We start from the raw sequence: 23,040 nt of genomic DNA on the forward strand, positions 1-23,040 counted from the left end.
CATGCGCGTCGTCGTCGCCGAGGACTCCGCGGTGCTCAGAGCCGGGCTCACCCTGCTGCTCACCACACGGGGGCACGAGGTCGCCGCGGCCGTGGGCGACGGGACCGCGCTGCGCGCCGCGGTGGCCGAACACCGGCCGGACGTCGCCGTGGTGGACGTACGCATGCCGCCGACCCACACCGACGAGGGCCTGCGCGCCGCGATCGACATCCGCCGCGACCACCCCGGCATCGGTGTGCTGGTCTTCTCCCAGTACGTGGAGACGCGCTCGGCGGCCCTGCTCCTCGCCGAGGACTCGCGAGGGGTGGGATACCTGCTGAAGGAACGGGTCGCCGACGTCGGCGACTTCCTGGCCGCGCTCTCCCGGATCGCCGCGGGCGAGACCGTGCTGGACCCGGAGGTCGTCACCCGGATGATGGCGACCGGCAGGCGCGCCGACACCCTCGACACCCTCACCCCCCGCGAGCGCGAGGTGCTCGTCATGATGGCCGACGGACGGTCCAACGGCGCGATCGCCGAGGCCCTGTTCCTGTCGTACGGGTCGGTGGAGAAGCACGTCACGCACATCTTCACCAAGCTCGGGCTGCCCCCGTCACAGAGCGACCACCGCCGCGTGCTCGCCGTGCTGCGCTATCTGGAGTCCTGAAGGACCGCCACCTCACCGCTCCGCCGGTCCGCCGATGCCCGGATCCGCATCCACGGACCCGGGCGGTGTGGCGGTGCGTGGTCAGGGCGCGGGTTTCCCCGGTACCGCGATGGCGGTCACGACCAGGCCGTCGGACACCAGCCAGCGCCCCGTGAAGCCGGTCAGCTCCCGGCCCTCCACCCGGGGGCCCGGGACGAGGAGGCGGGCGGTGAACGTACCGGAGGGGGAGAAGGTGAGGTGGGCCTCCTCGAAGCCGAGCCAGCGCCTGGCCAGCGGGAACCACGCCTTGTAGACGCTCTCCTTGGCGCTGAACAGCAGCCGTCCCCAGTGCACGCCGTCGTCGAGCCGCGCGATCTCGTCCCGCTCCTCGGGCAGCGAGACCGCGGGCAGCACGCCGTCGGGGAGCGGCTCGTGGGGCTCCGCGTCGATGCCGACGGCGAGCGCCTCCAGGGAGACGGCCGCCGCGCGGTATCCGGCGCAGTGGGTGATGGCGCCCACCACCCCGTCCGGCCACCCGGGAGCCCCGCGCTCGCCGGGCAGGATCGGCGCCGGGGGCACCCCCAGGGCGGCCAGCGCCTGGCGGGCGCAGTGGCGCGCGGTGCCGAACTCGCGCCGCCGCTTCTCCACCGCGCGGGCGACGGCCGCCTCCTCCTCGGGGAACAGCACGACGTCCGGCGGGTCCTCGAAGCACTCCGAGCTCGCCACCCACGACGGCAGGATCTTCTCGATCATGCGACGGGCCCCGGGGCGGGCAGGATGCGCCGCAGCTGGCCGGGCGCGGTGGGCCTGGGACGCCACTCGCGGGGATAACCCAAGGAGACCTCCTCGAAGCGGACACCGTCGTGCCAGGTGGTCCGGGGGATGTGCAGGTGGCCGTAGACGACCGTGGCGGCGTCGAAGCGCAGGTGCCAGTCGGCGGTGCGCTCGGTGCCGCACCAGATCGCGAACTCCGGGTGGTACAGGATCAGGGTGGGCTCGCGCACCAGCGGATAGTGGTTGACCAGCACCGTCGGGACCCCGGGCGGCCTCGCCTCCAGGCGCCGTTCGGTCTCGGCGATCCTGGCGTCGCACCAAGCGTCCCGGGTCGGGTACGGATCGGGGTGGAGCAGCATCTCGTCGGTGCAGACCACGCCCTTGTCGTACGCGCGGGCGAGCGCCTCCTCCTTCGTGTCCACGCCGGGCATGCGGAAGGTGTAGTCGTACAGCACGAACAGCGGGGCGACGGTGACCGGGCCGCCGGGGCCGGTCCAGGTGAGGTAGGGGTCCTCCGGCGTCGTCACCCCCAGGTTCCGGCACACCTCAATAAGGTGCCGGTAGCGCTCCTCGCCCCGCAGCTGGACGGGGTCGCTGGGATGGGTCCACAGCTCGTGGTTGCCCGGCGCCCACACCACCTTCTCGAACCGTCCGGCGAGCAGCCCCAGGGCCCATTCGACGTCGGAGACCTTCTCGGAGACGTCCCCGGCGACCAGCAGCCAGTCGGAGGCGGAGGTGGGCCGCAGCTCCTCGACGATGTTCCGGTTCTCCTGGTAGCCGATGTGCAGGTCGCTGATGGCGAGCAGTGACGTCATGCGTGATCCGTTCCCCGCGAAGCGCTGTCTCCCGGCGCGCGGCCCGTTCCCCGCGAACCGCCGTCTTCCCGCACGCGGCCCGTTCCCCGCGAAGCGTCGTGTCCCGGCGCGCGGCCCGTTCCTGGCGAAGCGCCGTCCCTCCGCGCGCGGCCCGTCGTCCTCGAAGAAACGGTGGCGGCCGACACGGGCCGGGTGACTGACGCGAGCCCGGTGACCGATGCGAGCCCGGCGACTGACGCGGGCCCGGTGACTGACGCGAGCCCGGCGACCGATGCAGGCCCGGTGACCGACGCGGGCCCGGTGGCCGGAGCGGGTCGTCGGCCGCGCTCCGGCGGCGTGGGAGCCCCCGCCGCCCCCTTGTACGTTTCCACGTTCCCAAACACCGCCGCCTCCGTCTCGCCCGCTTCCCGGGCGCGGTCACGAACTCGTGATCGCCGAGCAAAAGAACCCTCTCACGACCGCTCCCGGAGGCGCACCCCACCCCGCCGCGAAGACACCGTGCCCGGCGCCCCCCACGAGCCCGCGGAGAGCGCGGCGATTCCTGTCGAGTACGGAGATACTCATGCGCTCGCCGGAGACGGCGGCGATTCTTGAAGCATGACGACATCTGACAGCATGCCCCAGTGCTGCATCGCACCCCCCGACCTGCTTCAGGCGGTCGCCGACCAGGGAACCCCCGAGGAGCGCGAGGCCGCGCTCAGGACCCTGGCCACCTCGGAGACCGCCCGGGCGCAGCGCGCGTCGTTCGCCGGCGTGCTGCGCCAGCTCAGCCTCACCGTCACCGACGTCGCGCCCGCCCCCGGCATGGTGCGCACGGTCTACGACGTCGAGAACGGCGGGGACTTCGACCTTCCCGGGCGCAAGAGGCGCGGGGAGGGCGACGGGCCGTCCGGCGACGCGGCGGTCGACGACGCGTACGACGGCGCGGGCATCACCTACGACTTCTACCGGCGCGTCTTCGGGCGGGACAGCATCGACGGGCGGGGACTGGAGATCGTCTCCTCGGTGCACTACGGGACCGACTACGACAACGCCGCCTGGATCGGCTTCCAGATGATCTACGGCGACGGCAGCGGGCAGATCTTCACCAAGGGGTCCCTCACCAAGGCCGTCGACATCGTGGCGCACGAGCTGACCCACGGCATCACCCAGTTCACCGCGCACCTGGTCTACAGCAAGCAGCCGGGAGCCCTCAACGAGTCGTTCTCCGACGTCCTCGGGTCGCTCGCCAAGCAGTACAGCCGGGGGCAGACCGCCGACCAGGCCGACTGGCTCATCGGCGACGGCATCCTGGGCAGCGCCCTGCAGGGGACGGCCCTGCGGTCGATGAAGGCGCCGGGAACCGCGTGGTCGACCCCCTCCGGGGGGCGCGACCGGCAGCCGGGACACATGCGCGACTACGTGGACCTGCCCGACGACGGCGACCCCGCCAACGACCACGGGGGCGTCCACATCAACTCGGGCATCCCCAACCACGCCTTCTACCTCGCCGCCACCGCCATCGGCGGCAACGCCTGGGAGCGCGCCGGACGCGTCTGGTACGTCACGCTCACCGAACGGCTCCGGCCGCGCTCCAATTTCCGGCAGGCCGCGGAGGCGACCGTGGAGGTGGCCGGGGAGCTGTTCGGCGCGGACGGGGACGAGCAGCGGAAGGTGCGCGCCGCGTGGCAGCAGGTGGGAGTCCTCTAGGCCGTGGCCCTGTGCCGGAGGCCGGGCCGCGCGGGCCGGTCTAGGATCCTCCCATGAAGGTCTCGATCGTCCGGGGAGGCGGCATCGCCGGTCTCGTCACGGTCACCACGGTCGACTCCGCGTCGCTGGCGCCGGAGGCCGCCGCCGAGCTGCGCGCCAGGGTGGAGCGGGCCGGGCTGTCCGGCACGCCGGAGCGGCCCGGGCCCCCGGAGGGGCGGCCCGACCGCTTCGACTACGAGCTCACCGTCGAGGACGGCGGCCGGGTGCTCACGACGCGCGCCCGCGAGGGCGACCTCCCCGGCCCGCTCCGCGCGCTCATCTCGTACGTGACCTCGCTGCCGGAACGACAGGAGCGAGTCGGCCCGCCCGGTTAAGTCCTGTCTCGGCCTATCCGACCCTTTTATCCTCTTGTCTGTCGGCTTGAAAGCGGGTCTGACCATCTGAAACTCCACGCTGTCACCGATTTTGGCGCGAGAATTCCCATGTAACGGTTCCTGATGGCATGATTCGCCGATGTGTACAGGCCACGGGAGTTGCGGATTCCCCGGCTCCTGCTGGTTTTATTACACCTTGGCGGCAAATGTGGGCACGGCTGGATTGTTGGGGCGCGTGAAATCACATTTGCGGGGAGCTCTTTGGATATACGGAGGTATATGTGAAACGCGTCATCATCACCGCAGCTGTCGCCGCGCTTACGGCAGCCGCGCTGGTGCCCCCGGCGCAGGCCCGGCAGGTGACCGCCGAACCGGGCGCGCAGGCCGAGTACGTCGTCCTCTACACGGAAGGCGCGCGTCCCGCGGACGCCCAGCGGGCCATCCGGGAGGCGGGCGGAAGCATCCTCAAGGAGAACGCCGCGGTCGGCGTCGCCACCATCACCACGACGAACGACCGCTTCGCCGAGACGGTGCGCGACGCCGCCGCGATCGACGACATCGCCCACAACCGGTCCATCGGCAGCGTGCCCACCGCGAGGCGAGGAGCCACCGGCCGCGTGGCCGTGCAGTCGAGGGCGGTGGAGAGGGCCGGTGACGGCGCGCCCGCCGCCTCGACCTTCGGCAGGCCCGCGCCCGCCGCGGAGCCGCTGTCGGAGCTCCAGTGGGACATGAAGCAGATCCACGCGACCGTCGACGGCTCCTACCGCCACGAGCAGGGGGACCCGGGCGTGCTCGTCGGTGTCATCGACACCGGCGTCGACGGCTCCCACCCCGACATCGCACCGAACTTCAACCGCGCGCTGAGCCGCAACTTCACCGTCGACATCCCCGTCGACGCCGACGGCAACGAGGTCGACGGCCCGTGCGAGGCCGAGCCCGACCGCTCCTGCAACGACCCGGCCGACGTCGACGAGAACGAGCACGGCACGCACGTGGCGTCGTCGATCGCCTCGCCCATCAACGGGCTCGGCACGTCGGGCGTGGCGCCCAAGGTCTCCATCGTGAACCTGCGGGCCGGCCAGGACTCCGGATACTTCTTCCTGCAGCCCAGCATCGACGCGCTGACCCACGCCGGTGACGTCGGCATCGACGTGGTCAACATGAGCTACTACGTCGACCCGTGGCTGTTCAACTGCGTCGACAACCCGGCCGACTCCCCGGCCGACCGGCAGGAGCAGGCCACGATCATCAAGGCCATGCAGCGGGCGCTCGACTACGCGCACGGCAAGGGCGTGACCCTGGTGTCCGCGGCCGGAAACGGCGCCTCCGACTACACCAAGACGATCACCGACGCCTCCAGCCCCGACTTCGCCAGCGTGCCCGGCGAGCTGCCCTACACGCGCACGATCCCCCCGAGCTGCGTCTCCATGCCGAGCGAGGGCAAGCACGTGATCTCGGTCTCCTCGACCGGCATCAGCAAGCGCAAGTCGTACTACTCCGACTACGGCAACGGCTACGTCGACGTCGCCTCCCCGGGCGGCGACGTCTACGACACCGCCGGCAACACCCGCGACGTCACCAGGGCGACGCTGGCGGCCTACCCCCGGTCCGTGGCCGAGGAGCGCGGCCAGCTCAACCCCGACGGCACGCCCAACGTCACCAACGTGGTCCGCAGCTGCAAGGGCTCCGTCTGCGCCTACTACGTGTATCTCCAGGGCACCTCGATGGCCTCCCCGCGCGCCGCCGGGGTCGCCGCGCTGATCGTCAGCAAGTACGGCCAGCGCGACCGGGCACACGGCGGTAAGAAGCTCCACCCGGCCGTCGTGGAGACGGTCCTCAAGGGCACCGCGACCAGGACGCCCTGCCCCACCCCGCCCGCCTACACCTACACCAGGCACCTGCCGGACGGCACCACGGCGACCTCGACGCACACCTGCGAGGGCAACGTGCTGCGCAACGGCTTCTACGGCAACGGGATCGTCGACGCCCTCCGGGCGGTCCGCTGACCTGAACCGGGAACCCGGCCCTCTTCCCGTACGGGGAGGGAGCCGGGTGCCACAGGTCGTCCCACCACGCCCACCACAAGATCTCCCGCCACGTCCACCCGGTGGACGGGTTCCCGATGACGGTGACGGGCCAGAGGCCGAGACACGCGAGGACGCGATCCGCCCGCCCGGCCTCCGACCCGGACCTCCGAGGGTTCGCCGCCCGCTCTGTCTCTGACCAGCTCTCTCGCGCGTTCCGCGTCCGCTCGTCCTCTGACCTGCTCCTTCGCGCGTTCCGCGTCCGCTCGATCTCTGACCTGCTCCTTCGCGCGTTCCTCGCCCGCCCGGCCACGGACCCGGTCTCTCGCGCGTTCGCCGCCTGTTCGGCCTCTCGGCCTCTCGGCCGCTCCTCGTGTGCGCTTCTCGCCCGCTCGGCCTCCGGCCTGGTCCTCCGCGCGTTCCCCGTCGCTTCCTTTGCACCTTCTTGCGCGACGGGTTGATTTACCGGTAGCCCCACCCGGGGATGGGTCGCCCGACGCCATCGGTCATGGGCCGTGAGCATGCCGCCGTACGGACGCATCCGGACGCGGTCTCGCTCGCGAAGTCCTCCATGGACGCTAAGGAGTGATGCCCATGGCCGCTGTCACGTGTGAGACCGATCGGCCCGGTGAGCGGATGGATCCCCATGCCGGGCGAGGGACGGACCCCTGTGCCGGGCGAGGGACGGCACCCCCGGCCGGTAGGCGGGGGACGGACCCTCCGGCCGGTCGCGGAGACCTGGCGACGAGGAGGAGCGCGTGAGCCAGGTGGTGGTGATCGGCGCCGGTCTGGGCGGGCTGGCCGCCGCCGTCCGGCTGGCCGCCGCGGGGCGCGACGTCACGATCGTGGAGGCGAACGACATACCGGGAGGCTGCTGCGGTACGGCCACCCTCGGTGAGTACCGCTTCGACACCGGCCCCTCGGTGCTGACCATGCCGGAGGTCCTCGCCGACGTCTTCGCCGCGGCAGGGGAGGACATGGAGAGCGTGCTCCCGCTGCGGCGGCTGGACCCGTACTACCGGCTGCGCTACCACGACGGCTCCCACCTGGACGTGGTGGCCGGCGAGGACGCCATGGCCGAGCGGGTGCGCGAGCTGAGCGGCGCCGCCGAGGCCGAGAGGTACCGGCGCTTCCGCGCCCGCCTCGGCGAGCTGTTCGACGCGGAGTGGCCCGCGTTCATCGACCGCGACATGACGCGGCTGCGCGACCTCGCCCGGCCGCGCGTCCTCGCCCGCCTCGCGGCGCTGGGCGGCTTCCGCAGCCTGGACTCCCTCGTCAAGAGCCACCTCACCGACCACCGGCTGGTCAAGGCGCACACCTTCCAGGCCCTGTACGTGGGCCTGCCGCCCCGGCGGGCGCTCGGGATCTACGCGGTCATCGCCCACATGGACACCGTCGGCGGCGTCTTCTTCCCGCGCGAGGGCGGCATGCACGCCATCCCGCGCGCCCTGGCCACGCTGGCCGAGAAGGCGGGCGCGCGGATCCGGTACGGGGTGCGCGCCGTCAGGGTCGAGGCCGGGTCCTCCGGTGTCTCCGGGGTCAGGCTCGACACCGGCGAGCGCCTGGCGGCGGGCAACGTCGTGGTCGCCTGCGACCTGTCCCGCGCCCACACCGGGCTGCTCCCGAAGGGCGCGGGCGACTGGCGGCTGCGCCGTCCCCGCTACTCGCCCTCCTGCCTGGTCCTGCACTTCGGCCTCGACCGGCGCCTGGCCGGGCAGGCGCACCACACCCTGCACTTCGGCGGGGAGTGGGACGCCACCTTCGACGCGCTGCGGGCCGGGCGGCCACAGCCCGACCCGAACCTGCTGGTCACCTACCCGGAGTCCGACACCGGCGCCGCGCCGCGCGGCCACGCCACCCTCACCGTGCTGGAGCCGACCGCCAACCTGCGCGGCGGCGCCGACTGGGACCGGCTCACCCCGCAGCTGGAGGACCGGCTGCTCGGCAGGCTCGCCGACCTCGGTTACGGCGACCTGTCCTCCGCGCCGAGGCTCACCCTCGACCCGCCCGCCTGGGCCCGGCTCGGCCACTCGGCGGGTACCCCGTTCGCGCTGGACCACCGCTTCACCCAGACGGCCTGGTTCCGTCCGGCGGGCGCGGCCAGGCGCGTCCCCGGGCTGCACTTCGCCGGGATGTACACCGCGCCGGGGGTGGGGGTGCCCCCGGTGCTGATCTCCGGCCGGCTCGCCGCGGAACGCGTACTGGAGGGCGCCCGATGACCCTGACCGCGAGTTACGAGCTCTGCCGCAGGCTCAACGCCCGTCACGGCCGCTCGTACTACCTGGCGACCCTGCTGCTGCCCGCCTGGAAGCGCCCGCACGTGCACGCCCTGTACGGCTTCGCGCGCTACGCCGACGAGATCGTGGACTCCTTCACGATGACCGGTGACAGGGCGCGGGCGCTCGACGGGCTGACCGCCCGGCTGGCCACCACCCTGGCGGGCGGGACCACCGAGGACCCGGTGCTTCCCGCGTTCGCGCAGACCGTGCGTTCCTTCGGCGTCGACCACGGTGACGTCGACGCGTTCCTGCGCTCGATGCGGGCCGACCTGACCGTCACCCGCTACGAGACCTACGACGACCTGCTCGCCTACATGGAGGGCTCGGCCGCGGTGATCGGCACCATGATGCTGCCCGTCCTCGAACCGCTGCCCGGCATGGAGGACAAGGCCCGCGAACCGGCCCGCCAGCTGGGGCTGGCCTTCCAGCTGACCAACTTCCTGCGCGACGTCGCCGAGGACCTGGAACGCGGCCGGGTCTACCTCCCGCTGGAGGACCTGGAGAGGTTCGGGGTGACGGTGGCCGACCTGGGGCGCGGTGCGAGCACTCCGGCCCTGCGCGAGCTGCTGGCCTTCCAGACCCGGCGGGCCAGGGACCACTACGCGCGGGCCGCAGAGGGCATCGACATGCTGACCCCCTCCTCCCGGCCGTGCATCCGCGCGGCCTTCCAGCTGTACGGCGGCATCCTCGACCGGATCGAGGACGCTCGCTACGACGTCCTCGGCGGGAGGGTCGCCGTGCCCCGGCGGCGAAGAGCGGCGATCTTCGCGCGGCACCTGCTCGCGGCGTCCGCGGCCGACCGCGCCGAACGCCGCCTGATCGGCGAGATCCCGTGAACCGGCCGCACGCGGCCGTCGCGGGGCGGCCGGCCGCCGGACGGTTCGTCATGAGGGTGCCCGTCACGAGGGTGCCCGTCACGGGGGCGTCCTCGTTCGTCAGTTCGTTCAACACCGTCGTCGGGAGGGCGTGATGTCGGAACCTGTGGTCGTCGACGCGATGGGCGGAGACCACGGACCGGTCGAGACGGTCGCCGGGGCGGTGGCGGCCCGGCGCGAGCTGGGGATCCCCGTGCTGCTGGTGGGCAGGGCCGGGGACATCCGTGCCGAGCTCGACCGGCACGGCGCCGCCGCCGAGATCGACGTGGTGCACGCCGAGGACGTCGTCCCGATGGCCGAGCGGGGCGCGGGAGCGGTCTCCTCCGGCACGACCAGCCTGACGGTCGGCTGCGATCTCGTACGGCGCGGGGCGGCGTCGGCGTTCGTGTCGGCCGGGTCCACCGGCGCGGTCGTCTCGTGCGCCATCCGTGGCATCGGCCGCGCCACGGGTGTCCTGCGGCCCGCCCTGGCCATCGCGCTGCCCTCGGTCACCGGCGGCGCCACCGTACTGATCGACGCGGGGGCGACCTCCGACCCCACCCCGGAGATGATCGCCCAGTTCGCGCTGCTCGGCGTCTCCTACGCCCGGCTCGTGCTCGGCGTCGCCGACCCGTCGGTGGGCCTGCTGTCGATCGGCTCGGAACCGGGCAAGGGCAACCGGCTGACACGCAGGGCCGGTGAGCTGCTTCCCGATCTGCCGCTCCGCTTCCACGGCAACGTGGAGGGCCACGACGTGCTCGCGGGCACGGTCGACGTGATCGTCACCGACGGCTTCACCGGCAACGTGGTGCTCAAGAACGTCGAGGGCTCCGTACGGGCCGCGCTGACGCTGGTGGCGCGTTCCGGTGTCGCCGGGGCCGAGGACCTGCGGGAGGTGGCCCGCCGCTACGACCCCGAGACCCACGGCGGGGCGGCGCTGCTCGGGCTGAGCGGCACCGTCGTCGTCGCGCACGGCTCCTCGCGGGCGGCGACGATCGCGCGCGCCTGCGCGGTGGCGCACGACCTCGCCGAGGGCGGGATCGCCACCCGCTTCGGAGACCACCTCGCCACGGAACCCGTCCGTTGAGGGGGAGCGAGACCGTTGCACCGGGCAGACCGGGTGGACCGGGTGGACCGGGTGGACCGGGTGCACCGGGTGCACCGGGCGGGCCGGGCGGGGTCAGGCCAGGGGGTCGGCGCCGTCCCAGGTGCCCTCGCTGGCGTACGGGGAGAACCGGGCGAACAGTTCCTCGGAGTACCAGCCCTCCGCGCGGGTCCTGCCGATCACCCGCCGGTGTGCCCGCCCCCGGTGCGCGAAGTCGCGCACCGCGTCGGCGTCGCGCCACAGCGAGAACGTGCCCTGCCTGGCCAGTGGCCACTCGCCGACGCCGACCGAGGCCAGGCAGCCGTCCTGCTCCGCCAGGAGGCGGTCCACCCCGGGGACCGAGCGGTAGAACGCCACGAGGCGGGCGGGGCGGATCGACGCGCGGGTCAGCACGGCGACGGGACCACCGGGATCGGGCCGCACACCCCCGGGAGAAAAACTGGACGCGCTCTCGGAGAGAAGGCCGGACACGCCTTCAAGGGGAAGGCCGGACGCGCTCCCAGAGGGAAAGCCGGACGCCTCCCCAGAGGAGAAGCCGGGCGTGCCGCCGGGGAGGAGGCCGGACGCCCCCTTGGGAGAAAGGCTGGACGCGTTCCCGGGGAGGAGGCCGGACGCCTCCCTGGGAGAAAGGCCGGGCGCGTCCCTCGAGGGAAGGCCGGACGCGCTGCCGGGGAGAGGGCCGAACGGGTTCACCCCGTTCCAGGCGCCGCGTGAGGAGAGGGGAACCAGCCGTACCTGCCAGGACTCCCGCGCCGCGCTCCGCCAGCGCGCCGCCACCGGTGACTCGCTCAGGAAGCGGTCCAGGTCCCGCTCGTCGCGCCACACGGCCAGCAGGGCCCAGCGGCGCAGGTCCGCGCCCATGCTCGTCGAGGCCCCGCGGCCGGAGCCGAGCAGCCGCCAGAACCTCAGCCCCGGCGTTCTCCCCAGCACCGGCCGGTCGAACGCCATGTACCGCATAGCCCCCATATCCGCATATCTCGTGAGATGAAAGGAAGCGATGGTTCCGCTGCTCGTCTCGGTCATCGGCGGCTACCTTCTCGGATCCGTGCCGGTCGCCGTACTGGTCTCCCGCGCGCACGGGTTCGACCCCCGCGAGGTCGGCGACCGCAACCCCGGCTTCTGGAACGTCAGGCAGCGGCTCGGCTGGCGGGCCGCCGTGCCGGTCTTCGCGGGCGACACGCTCAAGGGCACGTTCGCCGGGCTGCTCGGCCTGTGGGCCGGCGGCACGCACCTCGTCTGGCCCGGCGGGGTGAGCGGCGGCAGCGTGCTGCCGGTGTATCTGGCGGTGGCCGCCGCCATGGCCGGGCACGCCTGGCCGGTCTTCGCCGGGTTCAGGGGCGGCCGGTCGATCCTCGCCTTCGTGGGCGGATTCGCCGTCATCTGCCCGCCGGGCTTCCTGCTCGGGGTGGCCGCCCTGGTCGGGGTCGCCGTGGTGACGCGGTCCTTCGCGATCGGGGCGCGCGCCGGCGTCTTCGGCATCCCGCTGTTCCAGCTGCTCTTCGCCCCGGTCACGTACGTGGCCGCGACCGGCCTGCTCATGTGCCTCATCGGGCTGCGCTTCGGCCAGGCGGCGCGGACCGATCGCCCGTCGTGACCGGCCCCGGCGACGTGTCCGGCCTCGGTGACGTGTCCGGCCTCGGCGATGTGTCCGGCCCCGGTGACGTGTCCGGTGCCGGTCGCTCGTCCGGGCCCGGACGGGTGTCCGTAGCGGCCCCGCCGGAGTGGACGCCCGTCGTGACCGGCCCCGGCCGCGCGTCCGTCGTACCGGAGCCGAGGCGGGAGGCCATCGTGGCGGCCGGGTAGGCGCGGCCCCGCCAGTCGCGCACCGGGCGCAGCGTGACCTGCGTCAGCCGCAGGACCGCCAGCGGGTCCAGCAGCGGGGAGAGCAGCACGCCCGGCCCCGGCCGCGTGTAGCTGCCGCGCAGCGCGCCGGCCAGCAGCAGCCGTACGGCCAGCAGCCCCAGGTCGAGCCGGGTGGGGCGGCCGGTCACCAGCCGGAGCACCGGCAGCGCGGCGGCCAGCCAGACCACGGCCAGGTCGGCCGCCTGCCAGCCCGGCGCGGTGACGTCGCGCAGCGACAGCGACCGCCCCCACTCCCGCCACACCCCGGCGGCCGAGTCGTGCATGTCGACCTCCAGCAGGCCCCCGGCGTCCAGGAACCCCACGGTCCAGCCGTCGGCCGCCAGGGTCCTGGCCAGCGCCACGTCGTCGGCCAGGTGCCCGCGTACCCGCGCGAATCCTTGGGCGTCCAGCATCGCCGTGCGGCGGAAGGCCGTGCACTGGCCGTTGGCCATCGCCCGGTGCGGGGGCGGGGGAGTGGCCGGCCCGATCGGGCCGAAGCGGTAGACCAGCGTCGCCAGGAACGAGGCGTGCAGCGCCTGCTCGGCCGTACCCTCGCACACGAACCGGGGGCCCGCGCTCACCAGGTCGTACTCCTCCAGGGCCGCCGCGAGCGCGCCGAACAGCCCCGGCGCGGGCCGGGCGTCCGCGTCCAGGGTCACCACGACCTCGCCCCCCGCCGCCTCGACACCCTGTTGCAGAGCCCACTGCTTGCCCACCCAGCCCTCGGGGAGCGGCGCCCCCGTGATGACCTTCGCGCCGAGCCCGGACGCCAGCCGTGCCGTGCCATCGCGTGACTCGTCGTCGACGACGAGGACCTCCGCGACGTCCGGGTCGGCGAGCGCCGCCGACAGGCACGGGCCCAGGCGGGCCTCCTCGTCGCGGGCGGGGACCACCACCGAGACGCGCGCTGTGGCCGCCCGTACGGGGGCCAGCGCGGGCCGGCGCCGCCGCCCCCTGGCCAGCCGCACCGCCACGGTCAGCGCGGCGGCGGCCTGCAGCGCGGTCAGGAGTCTCATCGTCGTGCCTCCATGAGTCGTGTCTCCACGAGTCGTGTCTCGGGAAGTCGTGTCTCCGTGAGTCGTACCTTCGCGAGTCGTGTCTCCGGGAGTCGTGCCTCCGCGAGTCGTGTCTCCGTGAGTCGTACCTTCGACGACCGGTCCGCACGGTTCGCGCGGTCCGGGGGCCGTGAGGACCTCGCCGTCCGGCTCACAGGGGAGTCCCGGACGTGCGGCGGCCCCGGGAACCGCTCGCGCCCGAGGGGGCGCCGGGGAAGTCCTCCCGTACGAGCGAGGCGACGATGCGGGCGCCCATCGCGACCAGCGGCAGCCCGCCACCGGGGTGCGCCGAGCCGCCCACCAGGTACAGGCCGCGCCGGGGACCCCGGTTGCCGGGGCGGCGGAAGGGCGCGAGCCTGCCGGAGTAGGCGCCGCCGTAGATCGAGCCGCCCCACGCGCCGTACCGGTCGCGCAGGTCGGCGGGGGTGAACAGGTCCACGAAGCGCAGCCGTCCCGACAGGTCGTGCCCCCTGGAGGCCAGGCGGTCGAGCACCAGGTCCCGGTACGCCTCGGGGGACATCGGCCACCGGCCGGGGTCGCGGGCCGGGACGTTGACCAGCATGACCCAGTTCTCCGTGCCCGGCGGGGCCTGCGACGGGTCGTCCACGACCGAGCAGCCGATGTAGACGGTCGGGTCCTCCGGTGGCCTGCGCCGCCGGAAGATGTCGCCGAACTCCCGCTCGTAGTCGCCGGAGAAGACGATCGAGTGGTGCCCCAGCCCCTCGGTCCTGCCCTCCACCCCGGCCAGCAGCAGGAACACCGACGAGGAGGTGCCGAGCCCGGCGATGCGCCGCAGCCGCCGCCGGTCGGGCAGCAGCCGCCCGTACAGCGCGGCCGCGTCGGTGTTGGCGACCACGATGTCGGCGCGCTCTGACTCCCCGGAGGCGAGCCGCACCCCCCTGACCCGCTCGCCGTCGGCGAGCACCCGGGCCACCTCCGCCCCCAGGACGACCTCCACCCCCGCCTTCTCCAGCATCAGGGCGAGGGCGTCGGCGATGCGGGGCAGCCCTCCGGGGACGTACCAGCCGCCCTCGCCGTGCTCGATCGCCGGGACGCACCCCAGCGCGGCCGGGGCGCGGTACGGGCTGGAACCCGCGTAGGTCGCGTAGCGGCCGACGTACTGGCGCAGGCGCGAGTCGGTGAAGAAGCGGCGGGCCAGGCCGTCGAGGGTACGGCCCGGCGCCACCGCCAGCAGGTCCGACAGGCGGGCCTCGGTGGGCGGCCGGGTGAGCGGGCCGGTGAAGAAGGTGCGGCGCGACGCGTCGAAACAGCGCCGGGCCCAGTCGTGGAAGGCGAGCCAGGCGCGGCCCTCGCCGGGGGCGAGCCGGTCGACCTCGGCGGCCATCCGGGCCGGGTCGCGGTACGCCGCCAGCGTCGAGCCGTCGGCGAAGCGGTAGCGGCACAGCTCGTCGAGCTCCACCAGGTCGAGGTCCAGCCCGAGGTCGGTGAAGACGGCGGGCAGGGTGAGCAGGGAGGGACCGACGGAGAAGGTGAAGCCGTCCCTGGTGTGCTCGGCGAGCTTGCCGCCCAGCCGGGGAAGCCGCTCGTACAGCCGCACCTCGTGCCCCTGCCGGGCCAGCAGCAGCGCGGAGACCATGCCCCCGACGCCGCCGCCTATCACCGTTACCTCCGGCATCCGCGTCCCCTTCCTGTGCCTGTTCCTGTCACGGCCCCGATGGGTGAGATCGTCGCCGTCACGCCCGGCCCGCCCCGGGAGCCGGTCTGCTCCGGCGTCCGCGCCGCCAGGCGAGCAAGGCGAACAGTCCCATCGAGAGCCCCCCGGCCGTGGCCACCAGCGGGTCCGGCGGGACGAAGACGGCCGCGAAGCCGACGGTCTCCATGACCGCCATCACCGTGTAGATCGACACCAGCCCGGCGCTCCACGCCCCCGGCTCGGCCAGTACGCGCTCCAGCAGGGCCATCACCAGCAGGGAGACGACGAGCCAGCCCGCGAAGTTGCCGAGGGGAACGCCCCGGTAGGGGCCGGGGTCGTGCCAGACCCACAGGCCCAGCCGGATCATCTGCGGGTCCAGGAACAGGTCCCAGGCGGTGAGGGCCAGCGCCCCGGTGACGATCCGCGCCGCCCGGCTCACCGGCGCGACGGCGGCGGCCACCGCGTGGGCCGCCAGCCCCATGCCGCCCCACGCCAGCGCCACGATCACCGGCACCCCGCCGGGCGCGGGCCACAGGACACCGGTGTAGTGGTAGTCGCCGAAAGGCAGGCCCGTCCTGATCCCGATCCACTCGGCGGCGTACCCGGTCGCGACCACGGCCGCGAACGCCGTGGCGACCCTGGCCGGGGGGTGGGTCGCGCAGGCGAACGCCAGCGCGCTCGCCGCCAGCAGCAGGACGACCACGCTGGTCAGTGTGATCGGCCGGGCCTGCAGCCCCGAGGCGACCTGCGCGACGACCATCGCGGCCAGCGACACCGCGCCGAGCGCGCTCGCCACGCGTGCGCGCGGTCCCACCGGCGAGGGCCGCTCCCGCACCGCCTCACGGCCGGGCCGTCCGCTGCTCACCTGTTGGCTGTGCCCCATGGACGGTCATTCGATCGGCCGGGCGCGGTCAGATTCACTTTGAGGTCACGATCTTTCACGCCGAGGTGGCGATCTCGGGGAGGGGCCCGGCCGGGGCCACGCCCGGCGCGCGACTACGGTCTCCGGCGAGTCCGGGCCAGAGTGGACGGTGTCCCCCCAACCCAGGTGGAAGGTCTCCGGCTCGTTCCGGGCTTCCGCATCGTGACGTGTAACCACCCTGCAAGGGCGGTGCATGTCCGGTGCATGTCCGGTGCCGTACAAATCCCTCACCACCTCGGGCACCCGCGCCCGGTCGAAAGGACGGTCCGGCATGCGCACGACACGCTCCACGGCCTCCGAGCGGGACGACCACGAGACGCTCCGCGACCTCGGGCAGGGGGCGGCGGGCATGGTGCGCGACTTCGGCTCGTGGGCGTGGGTCCTCGCCGCGGCCCCGATCGCGCTGGTGCTGGCGCTGATGGTGGCGTTCTCCCTGGGCAGCCTTTCCCCGGCACCCGAGCAGACCGTCTTCCCCGGGATCCGCAGCCTCTCCGTGGACACCGACCACGGGAACGTGGAGATCGTCGGCGCCGACGTCACCAACGTCCGCGTGACGCGCCGCCACCACGGGGACGCCCCGCGCGGCGAGTCGTCGGGAGGCGGTTCCCTCAGCGTCGGCCTCCTGTGCGACGAGGGGGCCGTCTGCACGACGATCCGTGACACCCCGCGGGACCGTACCGACTACAGGTTCGTCGTCCCGGCCGGCATCGACGTCACCGTCCACAGCCGCAACGGCGACGTCGTCCTGCGCGGGCTCACCGGGAAGGTCGTCACCCGCCCGGGCAACGGCTCGATCACCCGCCAGGACGCCCCGGGCGCTCCGGACGTTCCGGGTGCCCAGGATGACGAGAGCGGCCAGGGCGGCTAGAACGGCCAGGGCGGGGCTGGGACGGCCGGGGTCCCGGGGCGGTTCCGCGGGTGTCCGGGGCAGCCCGTCCGGCGAGGGGTGACATCCACCCGGGGGTGGGCGGTGCCGCGCGGCACGGGGCCGTGTGGTTGGCTGGGCCCCCGTGGACATCGCTGAAGTGCTGGGGCTGCTCGGGGCCGGGACGCTGGCCGGGATGGTCGGCACCGTGGTGAGCCTGGCGTCGATCGTCTCCTACCCGGCACTGCTCGCGTTCGGCCTGCCCCCGCTGACCGCGAACGTCACGAACACGGTGGCGCTGACGTTCCACGGGGTGGGGGCGACGCTCGGGTCGCGGCCCGAGCTCGCCGGGCAGGGCGGCAGGGTCCTGCGGCTCGGCACGATGACCCTGATCGGCGGGGCGGCGGGGTCGGCGCTGCTGCTGATGACCCCTTCCGACACGTTCGAGGCGATAGCGCCGTGGCTGATCGCGGTCGCCTCGCTGCTGCTGATCCGCCCGCCCAGGGCGGAGGGAGGGTTCGGCGACGAGAACGGGTGGATGGCGCGCGCCGCGCTGTTCGGCGTCGCCGTCTACATCGGCTACTTCGGGGCCGCGGGCGGGATCCTCATGTTCGCGGTGCTCTCGGCCGTGCTCGACCAGACACCGGCCAGGGTCAACGCGATCAAGTCCGTGGTGTCCTCGATGGCGAACGCGGCCTCCTCGATCGGCTTCGCCCTCTTCGGCCCGGTGCAGTGGTCGGCGGTGGTGCCGCTCTCGCTGGGATTCTTCCTGGGCGGCCTGCTCGGGCCGCCGATCGCCCGCCGCCTGCCCGGCCACGCGCTCCGGCTCGGCGCCGCCGTCTGCGGCCTGCTCGTCGCGATCAAACTCGGCGCCGACGTCTACGCGTGACGCCTGCGGGACACTCGCCCCGGCGAGGGCGAGAGCAGGAACAGGGGCAGGGGCGGGCGTGGCTTCGGTCTCACGGTCGCGGCCGCTCCGGCAGGGTGAGGATCTCGGCCCCGTCGTCGGTGATGGCGATCGTGTGCTCGCTGTGTGCCGTCCGGCAGCCCGTCGCGCTCCGGAGCGTCCACCCGTCGGCGTCGGTGACGAGCTCGGCGGTGTCCGCCATCACCCACGGCTCCAGTGCGAGCAGCAGCCCGGGGCGCAGCCTGTATCCACGGCCGGGCCGTCCGGTGTTCGAGACGTGCGGGCCCTGGTGCATCGTCGATCCGATGCCGTGACCTCCGAACTCGGTGTTGATCGGGTACCCCGCCTCGCTGAGGACCGAGCCGATGGCGTGGGAGATGTCGCCGACGCGCGCCCCGGGCCCGGCGGCGGCTATCCCCGCGCTCAGCGCGCGCTCGGTCGCGCTGATCATCGCGACGCTCTCCGGAGGCCGTGATCCGCCCACGATGAAGCTGACGGCGGAGTCCGCGGCGACCCCGCCCTTGGAGACGGCGAGGTCGAGCGTGAGCAGATCGCCGTCGGCGAGCCTGTAGTCGTACGGCAGCCCGTGGAGCACCGCGTCGTTGACGGCCGTGCAGATGTAGTGGCCGAACGGCCCGCGTCCGAAGGACGGCTCGTAGTCGACGTAGCAGGACAGCGCCCCGGCCTCGGTGATCATCTCCTGGGCCCACCGGTCGATGTCCAGGAGGTTCGTGCCCACCACGCTGCGGCTCCTCAGCGTCTGCAGGATGTGAGCGACCAGGGCGCCCGTCTCCTTCGCTCGGGCCAGCTCGGCGGGGTTCAGGATCTCGATCATGCGGCGTCCTTCTCGTGTTGCCAATAACTATACCGGCATATTATCCCGATATTTGGAGCCGGAACGACGGACGGGTTGCCGCCCACTCCCGCGAGGGTCGGGCGCGGGCAGTGCTCCAACGTCCTGTCGCGTCACGTGGGGGGGTCGCCACGATCGCGGGCCGGGACGTGTTGGCGGACCCTCTGTGAAACCCCGCGTGACCACGGGGGAGGCCTCCACGGCGACTCTTGACATCGGGATTTCCTGGGGTCACGCTGTTGCGTATAGCGCCGCCTGTTCCGCCCTACGAAACTGGGGTTTGTTGCGATGATCCCTGCCTGTCCCCTCGCGGCCCTGCCACCGGGTGAGGCCCACCGGCTCGACGCCGACCCGCCCATCGCCGTCTTCCACACCGAGGACGGCGAGATCTACGCCGTGGACGACACCTGCACCCACCAGGACGCCTCCCTCTCCGACGGGTGGCTGGAGGGCTGCGAGATCGAGTGTCCGCTGCACGCGTCGAGCTTCGACCTGCGGACGGGACGGCCGAGCTCCCCTCCCGCCAAGCTGCCGCTGCGCACCCACCGGGTGGTGGTCGAGGACGGCACCGTCTACGTCGTCCCCTCCGAGGAACCCCCGAACCCGCCACCCGGCGTCCGCGCGAGCACCGCGTGAGGACACGATCCCCGCTGGACGACCCGAACCAGCTGAGGACGCGAGCGCCGCGTGAGGAAACAAACCGCCTGAGGACGCGAGCGCCACGTGAGGACGCGAGCCGCGTGGAGACGCGATCCCCGCGCGAGGAGGAGCGACCGTGACCGCGAGAAGCCTGCCCCCCAGCGTGATCGCCACCCTGCCCGGCAGCTACTACACCGACGAGAACATCTTCGCCCTGGAGCAGGCCCGCGTCTTCGAGACGATGTGGTTCTGCGTCGCCCGCGCGTCCGACCTCGCCAGGCCGGGGGCCTTTAAGACCGTCCAGGTGGGCCGCGAGAGCGTCCTCGTCACCCGGGCCGGGAACGGCTCGATCCGGGCCTTCCTCAACGTGTGCCGCCACCGGGGCGCCCGGATCCGCACCGAGGAGTCCGGCGAGGTCAAGCGGTCCTTCCAGTGCCCGTACCACGCGTGGACCTACGACCTCGACGGCAGGCTGATCGCCGCCCCGAACCTCACCAGGATGCCCGACATCGACCGGGTGGAGTACGGGCTGGTCAACGTCCACGTGCGCGAGTGGATCGGGTACGTGTGGGTGTGCCTCGCCGCCGAGCCGCCCTCGTTCGAGGCGGACGTGATCGCCGAGGCGACGCACAGGCTGGGCGACGAGAGATCCATCGAGAACTACGACATCGCCAACCTCCGGGTGGGCCGCAGGATCGTCTACGACGTGAAGGCGAACTGGAAGCTCATCGTCGAGAACTTCATGGAGTGCTACCACTGCGCCACCATCCACCCCGAGCTCACCGAGGTGCTGCCGGAGTTCGCCGACGGGTACGCGGCGCAGTCCTTCGTCGGGCACGGCGCGGAGTTCGGCGAGGAGATCCGGGGATTCACCGTCGACGGCTCCGAGGGGGTCGACCGCATCCCCGGGGTCGGCGAGGACCAGGACCGCCGCTACTACGCGATCACCGTCAAGCCGCAGGTCTTCGTCAACCTGGTGCCCGACCACGTGATCCTGCACCGGATGTTCCCGTTGGCGGCCGACCGGACGATCGTGGAGTGCGACTGGCTCTTCCTCGGCGATGTCGTGGACTCCGGCAGGGATCTCGGCCCGTCCGTCGAGCTCTTCCACCGCGTCAACGTGCAGGACTTCGAGGCCTGCGAGCGCTGCCAGCCCGCGATGAGTTCCCGGGCGTACGCTGAGGGTGGGGTCCTGGTGCCCAGCGAGCATCACATCGGGGCCTTCCACGAGTGGGTGCTCGGCAGGCTGGGAACCGGGCTGGGAACCGGCCCCGGCTGAGCGCCTGTATTGTGCGTTTTCCAAGGTGACCGGGCGGAAGGAGACGCGAGGATGGCCAGGAAGGCTCCGCGCGACGACGTCAACGAGGACGGCCTCGAGGTCGGCCCGCCCAAGGAGTGGGCCGCCGGGATCCCGGGGGTGACCCGGTCGCTGAGGGCCGCGAACGCCCAGATGGGCGTCGGCCGCACCCTGCGCACCCTGGCCGTGGTCAACCAGAAGGAGGGCTTCGACTGCCCGGGTTGCGCCTGGCCCGAGGGCGGGCACCGCAGCACGGCCGAGTTCTGCGAGAACGGCGCCAAGGCGGTGGCCGAGGAGGCCACCGTCCGCAGGGTCACCCGCGACTTCTTCGCCGGGCACACCGTGGACGACCTGGCCCGGCACACCGACTACTGGCTCGGCCAGCAGGGACGGCTCACCGAGCCGATGCACCGGCCCGAGGGCTCCGACCACTACGTGCCGGTGAGCTGGGACGACGCGTTCGCCATCATCGCCCGCGAGCTGCGCGCCCTCGACAGCCCCGACGAGGCGCTGTTCTACACCTCCGGCCGTACCTCCAACGAGGCCGCGTTCGCGTACCAGCTGCTGGTGCGCAGGTTCGGCACCAACAACCTGCCCGACTGCTCCAACATGTGCCACGAGTCCAGCGGCTCGGCGCTCAACGAGACGCTCGGCATCGGCAAGGGCACGGTCTCGCTGGAGGACCTGTACCAGTCCGACCTCGTCTTCGTGGTCGGCCAGAACCCCGGCACCAACCACCCGCGCATGCTGTCGGCGCTGGAGCGGGCCAAGCGCGGCGGCGCCCGGATCATCGCCGTCAACCCGCTGCCCGAGGCCGGGCTGCTCCGTTTCAAGAACCCGCAGAAGGCCTCCGGGCTGGTGGGCAGGGGCACCACGCTGGCCGACCGGTTCCTGCAGATCCGCCTCAACGGCGACCTCGCGCTCTTCCAGGCCATGTCGCTGCTCCTGCTCGAAGCCGAGGACGCCGCCCCCGGCACCGTGGTCGACCGCGCCTTCGTCGAGACCCACACCCACGGCTTCGACAAGTGGGCCGAGGACCTGCGCTCCCTGGACTGGGCGGAGGTCGAGGAGGCGACCGGGCTGGACCGCCCGGCCGTCGAGGAGGCCGTACGGGAGGTGCTCGGCGCGAAGTCGGTCATCGTCTGCTGGGCGATGGGGCTCACCCAGCACAAGAACTCCGTCGCCACCATCAGGGAGGTCGTCAACTTCCTGCTGCTGCGCGGCAACGTGGGCCGCCCGGGGGCCGGGGTGTGCCCGGTCCGCGGCCACTCCAACGTCCAGGGCGACCGCACCATGGGCATCTACGAGAGGCCTCCGGCCTGGTTCCTCGACGCGCTGCGCGCCGAGTTCGGCTTCGAGCCGCCTCGCGACCCCGGCTTCGACACCGTGGAGGCGATCCGCGCCCTGCGGTCGGAGCGGGCGAAGGTCTTCGTCGCGATGGGCGGCAACTTCGTGGCCGCGACCCCCGACACGGCGGTGACCGAGAAGGCGATGCGCCGGGCCCGGCTCACGGTGCAGGTGTCGACCAAGCTCAACCGCTCCCACGCCGTGTGCGGGCGGGAGGCGCTCATCCTCCCCACGCTGGGACGCACCGAACGCGACGTCGCGCGCGGTGGCCGCGCGGGCCGCTTCGTCACGGTCGAGGACTCCATGGGCATGGTCCACGCCTCGCGGGGCAACCTGCCGCCCGCCTCCGGCGACCTGCTCTCCGAGGTGGACATCGTCTGCCGCCTGGCGACGGAGCTGTTCGGCGCCGACCCGCACGTGCCCTGGGAGCGGTTCGCGGCCGACTACGACGTGATCCGCGACCGCATCTCCCGGGTGGTCCCCGGGTTCGAGGACTTCAACCTGCGCGCCCGCCTCTCGGGCGGTTTCACGCTGCCCAACGGGCCCCGCGACGAGCGCCGCTTCCCGACCGCGACGGGCAAGGCCAACTTCACCGTCAACCACCTGGAGGTGCTGCGGGTCCCGCCGGGGCGGCTGCTGCTCCAGACGGTCCGCAGCCACGACCAGTACAACACCACGATCTACGGCATGGACGACCGCTACCGGGGCATCCGCAACGGCCGCCGGGTGGTCTTCGTGCACGCCGACGACCTGGCCGAGCGGGGCCTGGCCGACGGCGACACGGTGGACCTGGTCAGCGAGTGGCCCGACGGGGAGCGCACGGCGGAGTCCTTCCGCGCGGTCGCCTACCCGACCGCCCGGGGCTGCTGCGCCGCGTACTTCCCGGAGACCAACGTGCTGGTGCCGCTCGACTCGGTCGCGGAGACCTCCAACACCCCCACCTCCAAGAGCGTCGTGGTCAGGCTCGTCAAGCGTGCCGCCGAAGGCACCTGAGGCCCGACCTCGGCTCGCCGGCCCCGTAGGTGATCCGGTAGGCGAAACCCGGTTCGCAGGTCGTCCGTCACGGCGCCAGGCGTGCCGGCAAGGCGCGGCACCTCGGGCGTCGGCGTTTTCGACGACG

At 73.0% G+C, this 23,040-nt stretch carries 20 protein-coding genes; 13 read left to right on the top strand and 7 right to left on the bottom strand.

Translation table 11 applies throughout. The features are described 5' to 3' along the window. Nucleotide 1 precedes the first annotated feature (1 nt). Complete coding sequence (locus ABT053_RS24140; RefSeq protein WP_350971513.1) at nucleotides 2-646, top strand: response regulator transcription factor; 645 nt, start codon at nucleotides 2-4, stop codon at nucleotides 644-646. An 81-nt stretch (nucleotides 647-727) separates the two neighbouring features. Here the strand turns inward: ABT053_RS24140 and ABT053_RS24145 are convergent, their stop codons facing one another. Next, nucleotides 728-1,378, bottom strand: coding sequence for a 4'-phosphopantetheinyl transferase family protein (locus tag ABT053_RS24145; protein WP_350971515.1), 651 nt, complete (start codon nucleotides 1,376-1,378; stop codon nucleotides 728-730). Then, nucleotides 1,375-2,214, bottom strand: coding sequence for a metallophosphoesterase family protein (locus tag ABT053_RS24150; RefSeq protein ID WP_350971517.1), 840 nt, complete (start codon nucleotides 2,212-2,214; stop codon nucleotides 1,375-1,377). Before ABT053_RS24150 ends, ABT053_RS24145 begins: the two co-directional genes overlap by 4 nt. Before the next feature lie 597 nt (nucleotides 2,215-2,811). Between ABT053_RS24150 and ABT053_RS24155 the strand changes: the two genes are divergently transcribed. From ABT053_RS24155 to plsX, 6 genes are all read left to right on the top strand, one after another. Beyond that, the gene (locus ABT053_RS24155) at nucleotides 2,812-3,903 is read left to right on the top strand and encodes a M4 family metallopeptidase (protein WP_350971519.1); all 1,092 of its coding nucleotides are present in this window, start codon (nucleotides 2,812-2,814) and stop codon (nucleotides 3,901-3,903) included. 53 nt (nucleotides 3,904-3,956) lie between these two features. Then, nucleotides 3,957-4,277, top strand: a complete 321-nt coding sequence (locus tag ABT053_RS24160; protein WP_350971520.1) for a protealysin inhibitor emfourin — start codon at nucleotides 3,957-3,959, stop codon at nucleotides 4,275-4,277. A 281-nt stretch (nucleotides 4,278-4,558) separates the two neighbouring features. After that, nucleotides 4,559-6,283 carry a S8 family serine peptidase gene (locus ABT053_RS24165; protein ID WP_350971521.1) on the top strand — a complete coding sequence of 575 codons (1,725 nt, stop codon included), beginning with the start codon at nucleotides 4,559-4,561 and terminating at the stop codon, nucleotides 6,281-6,283. A gap of 776 nt (nucleotides 6,284-7,059) precedes the next feature. Beyond that, a complete protein-coding gene (gene crtI / locus ABT053_RS24170; protein ID WP_350971522.1) occupies nucleotides 7,060-8,520 on the top strand; it encodes a phytoene desaturase family protein in 1,461 nt (486 codons plus the stop codon). Next, nucleotides 8,517-9,416 carry a phytoene/squalene synthase family protein gene (locus ABT053_RS24175; RefSeq protein WP_350971524.1) on the top strand — a complete coding sequence of 300 codons (900 nt, stop codon included), beginning with the start codon at nucleotides 8,517-8,519 and terminating at the stop codon, nucleotides 9,414-9,416. The genes crtI and ABT053_RS24175 overlap by 4 nt, the downstream gene beginning before the upstream one ends. Before the next feature lie 133 nt (nucleotides 9,417-9,549). Next, nucleotides 9,550-10,521, top strand: a complete 972-nt coding sequence (plsX, locus tag ABT053_RS24180) for a phosphate acyltransferase PlsX (protein ID WP_350971526.1) — start codon at nucleotides 9,550-9,552, stop codon at nucleotides 10,519-10,521. A 93-nt stretch (nucleotides 10,522-10,614) separates the two neighbouring features. On the opposite strand, the gene ABT053_RS24185 is transcribed toward plsX, so the two are convergent. Continuing rightward, nucleotides 10,615-11,496, bottom strand: coding sequence for a spheroidene monooxygenase (locus ABT053_RS24185; RefSeq protein WP_350971528.1), 882 nt, complete (start codon nucleotides 11,494-11,496; stop codon nucleotides 10,615-10,617). Nucleotides 11,497-11,536: 40 nt separating this feature from the next. Between ABT053_RS24185 and ABT053_RS24190 the strand changes: the two genes are divergently transcribed. Beyond that, entirely contained in the window at nucleotides 11,537-12,133 is a 597-nt protein-coding gene (locus tag ABT053_RS24190; RefSeq protein WP_350971530.1) for a glycerol-3-phosphate acyltransferase, read from the top strand. On the opposite strand, the gene ABT053_RS24195 is transcribed toward ABT053_RS24190, so the two are convergent. From ABT053_RS24195 to ABT053_RS24205, 3 genes are all read right to left on the bottom strand, one after another. Beyond that, nucleotides 12,084-13,397 (bottom strand): glycosyltransferase family 2 protein, encoded by a 1,314-nt coding sequence (locus ABT053_RS24195; RefSeq protein ID WP_350971532.1) that lies wholly within the window; start codon nucleotides 13,395-13,397, stop codon nucleotides 12,084-12,086. The two genes, ABT053_RS24190 and ABT053_RS24195, sit on opposite strands and share 50 nt — an antisense overlap. Before the next feature lie 190 nt (nucleotides 13,398-13,587). Beyond that, nucleotides 13,588-15,072, bottom strand: a complete 1,485-nt coding sequence (locus ABT053_RS24200; protein WP_350971534.1) for a phytoene desaturase family protein — start codon at nucleotides 15,070-15,072, stop codon at nucleotides 13,588-13,590. Nucleotides 15,073-15,130: 58 nt separating this feature from the next. Then, the gene (locus ABT053_RS24205) at nucleotides 15,131-15,973 is read right to left on the bottom strand and encodes a carotenoid biosynthesis protein (protein WP_350971536.1); all 843 of its coding nucleotides are present in this window, start codon (nucleotides 15,971-15,973) and stop codon (nucleotides 15,131-15,133) included. Between the two features lie 310 nt (nucleotides 15,974-16,283). On the opposite strand from ABT053_RS24205, the gene ABT053_RS24210 reads away from it, so the two are divergent. Then, nucleotides 16,284-16,880, top strand: coding sequence for a hypothetical protein (locus ABT053_RS24210; protein ID WP_350971537.1), 597 nt, complete (start codon nucleotides 16,284-16,286; stop codon nucleotides 16,878-16,880). A 142-nt stretch (nucleotides 16,881-17,022) separates the two neighbouring features. Beyond that, the gene (locus tag ABT053_RS24215; protein ID WP_350971539.1) at nucleotides 17,023-17,766 is read left to right on the top strand and encodes a sulfite exporter TauE/SafE family protein; all 744 of its coding nucleotides are present in this window, start codon (nucleotides 17,023-17,025) and stop codon (nucleotides 17,764-17,766) included. A 70-nt stretch (nucleotides 17,767-17,836) separates the two neighbouring features. Here the strand turns inward: ABT053_RS24215 and map are convergent, their stop codons facing one another. Continuing rightward, on the bottom strand, nucleotides 17,837-18,619 hold the full coding sequence (map, locus tag ABT053_RS24220; protein WP_350971541.1) for a type I methionyl aminopeptidase: 783 nt from the start codon (nucleotides 18,617-18,619) through the stop codon (nucleotides 17,837-17,839). Nucleotides 18,620-18,925: 306 nt separating this feature from the next. Between map and ABT053_RS24225 the strand changes: the two genes are divergently transcribed. From ABT053_RS24225 to ABT053_RS24235, 3 genes are all read left to right on the top strand, one after another. After that, nucleotides 18,926-19,273, top strand: coding sequence for a bifunctional 3-phenylpropionate/cinnamic acid dioxygenase ferredoxin subunit (locus tag ABT053_RS24225; protein WP_350971543.1), 348 nt, complete (start codon nucleotides 18,926-18,928; stop codon nucleotides 19,271-19,273). Between the two features lie 139 nt (nucleotides 19,274-19,412). Further along, complete coding sequence (locus ABT053_RS24230) at nucleotides 19,413-20,555, top strand: aromatic ring-hydroxylating oxygenase subunit alpha (protein ID WP_350971545.1); 1,143 nt, start codon at nucleotides 19,413-19,415, stop codon at nucleotides 20,553-20,555. Nucleotides 20,556-20,606: 51 nt separating this feature from the next. Further along, on the top strand, nucleotides 20,607-22,913 hold the full coding sequence (locus ABT053_RS24235; RefSeq protein WP_350971546.1) for an FdhF/YdeP family oxidoreductase: 2,307 nt from the start codon (nucleotides 20,607-20,609) through the stop codon (nucleotides 22,911-22,913). Nucleotides 22,914-23,040: the final 127 nt, after the last annotated feature.

Origin of the sequence: Streptosporangium sp. NPDC002524, from assembly GCF_040295985.1 — a bacterium.
Classification (GTDB): Bacteria; Actinomycetota; Actinomycetes; order Streptosporangiales; family Streptosporangiaceae; genus Streptosporangium.

Bases quoted from the DNA above. Each gene is read 5' to 3' on its own strand.
- ABT053_RS24205 (WP_350971536.1), bottom strand. From the start codon at position 15,973: ATGGGGCACAGCCAACAGGTGAGCAGCGGACGGCCCGGCCGTGAGGCG.
- ABT053_RS24225 (WP_350971543.1), top strand. From the start codon at position 18,926: ATGATCCCTGCCTGTCCCCTCGCGGCCCTGCCACCGGGTGAGGCCCAC.
- map (WP_350971541.1), bottom strand. From the start codon at position 18,619: ATGATCGAGATCCTGAACCCCGCCGAGCTGGCCCGAGCGAAGGAGACG.
- ABT053_RS24185 (WP_350971528.1), bottom strand. From the start codon at position 11,496: ATGCGGTACATGGCGTTCGACCGGCCGGTGCTGGGGAGAACGCCGGGG.
- ABT053_RS24150 (WP_350971517.1), bottom strand. From the start codon at position 2,214: ATGACGTCACTGCTCGCCATCAGCGACCTGCACATCGGCTACCAGGAG.
- ABT053_RS24160 (WP_350971520.1), top strand. From the start codon at position 3,957: ATGAAGGTCTCGATCGTCCGGGGAGGCGGCATCGCCGGTCTCGTCACG.
- ABT053_RS24190 (WP_350971530.1), top strand. From the start codon at position 11,537: ATGGTTCCGCTGCTCGTCTCGGTCATCGGCGGCTACCTTCTCGGATCC.
- ABT053_RS24195 (WP_350971532.1), bottom strand. From the start codon at position 13,397: ATGAGACTCCTGACCGCGCTGCAGGCCGCCGCCGCGCTGACCGTGGCG.
- ABT053_RS24145 (WP_350971515.1), bottom strand. From the start codon at position 1,378: ATGATCGAGAAGATCCTGCCGTCGTGGGTGGCGAGCTCGGAGTGCTTC.
- ABT053_RS24200 (WP_350971534.1), bottom strand. From the start codon at position 15,072: ATGCCGGAGGTAACGGTGATAGGCGGCGGCGTCGGGGGCATGGTCTCC.
- ABT053_RS24210 (WP_350971537.1), top strand. From the start codon at position 16,284: ATGCGCACGACACGCTCCACGGCCTCCGAGCGGGACGACCACGAGACG.
- plsX (WP_350971526.1), top strand. From the start codon at position 9,550: ATGTCGGAACCTGTGGTCGTCGACGCGATGGGCGGAGACCACGGACCG.
- ABT053_RS24235 (WP_350971546.1), top strand. From the start codon at position 20,607: ATGGCCAGGAAGGCTCCGCGCGACGACGTCAACGAGGACGGCCTCGAG.
- ABT053_RS24175 (WP_350971524.1), top strand. From the start codon at position 8,517: ATGACCCTGACCGCGAGTTACGAGCTCTGCCGCAGGCTCAACGCCCGT.
- ABT053_RS24140 (WP_350971513.1), top strand. From the start codon at position 2: ATGCGCGTCGTCGTCGCCGAGGACTCCGCGGTGCTCAGAGCCGGGCTC.
- ABT053_RS24155 (WP_350971519.1), top strand. From the start codon at position 2,812: ATGACGACATCTGACAGCATGCCCCAGTGCTGCATCGCACCCCCCGAC.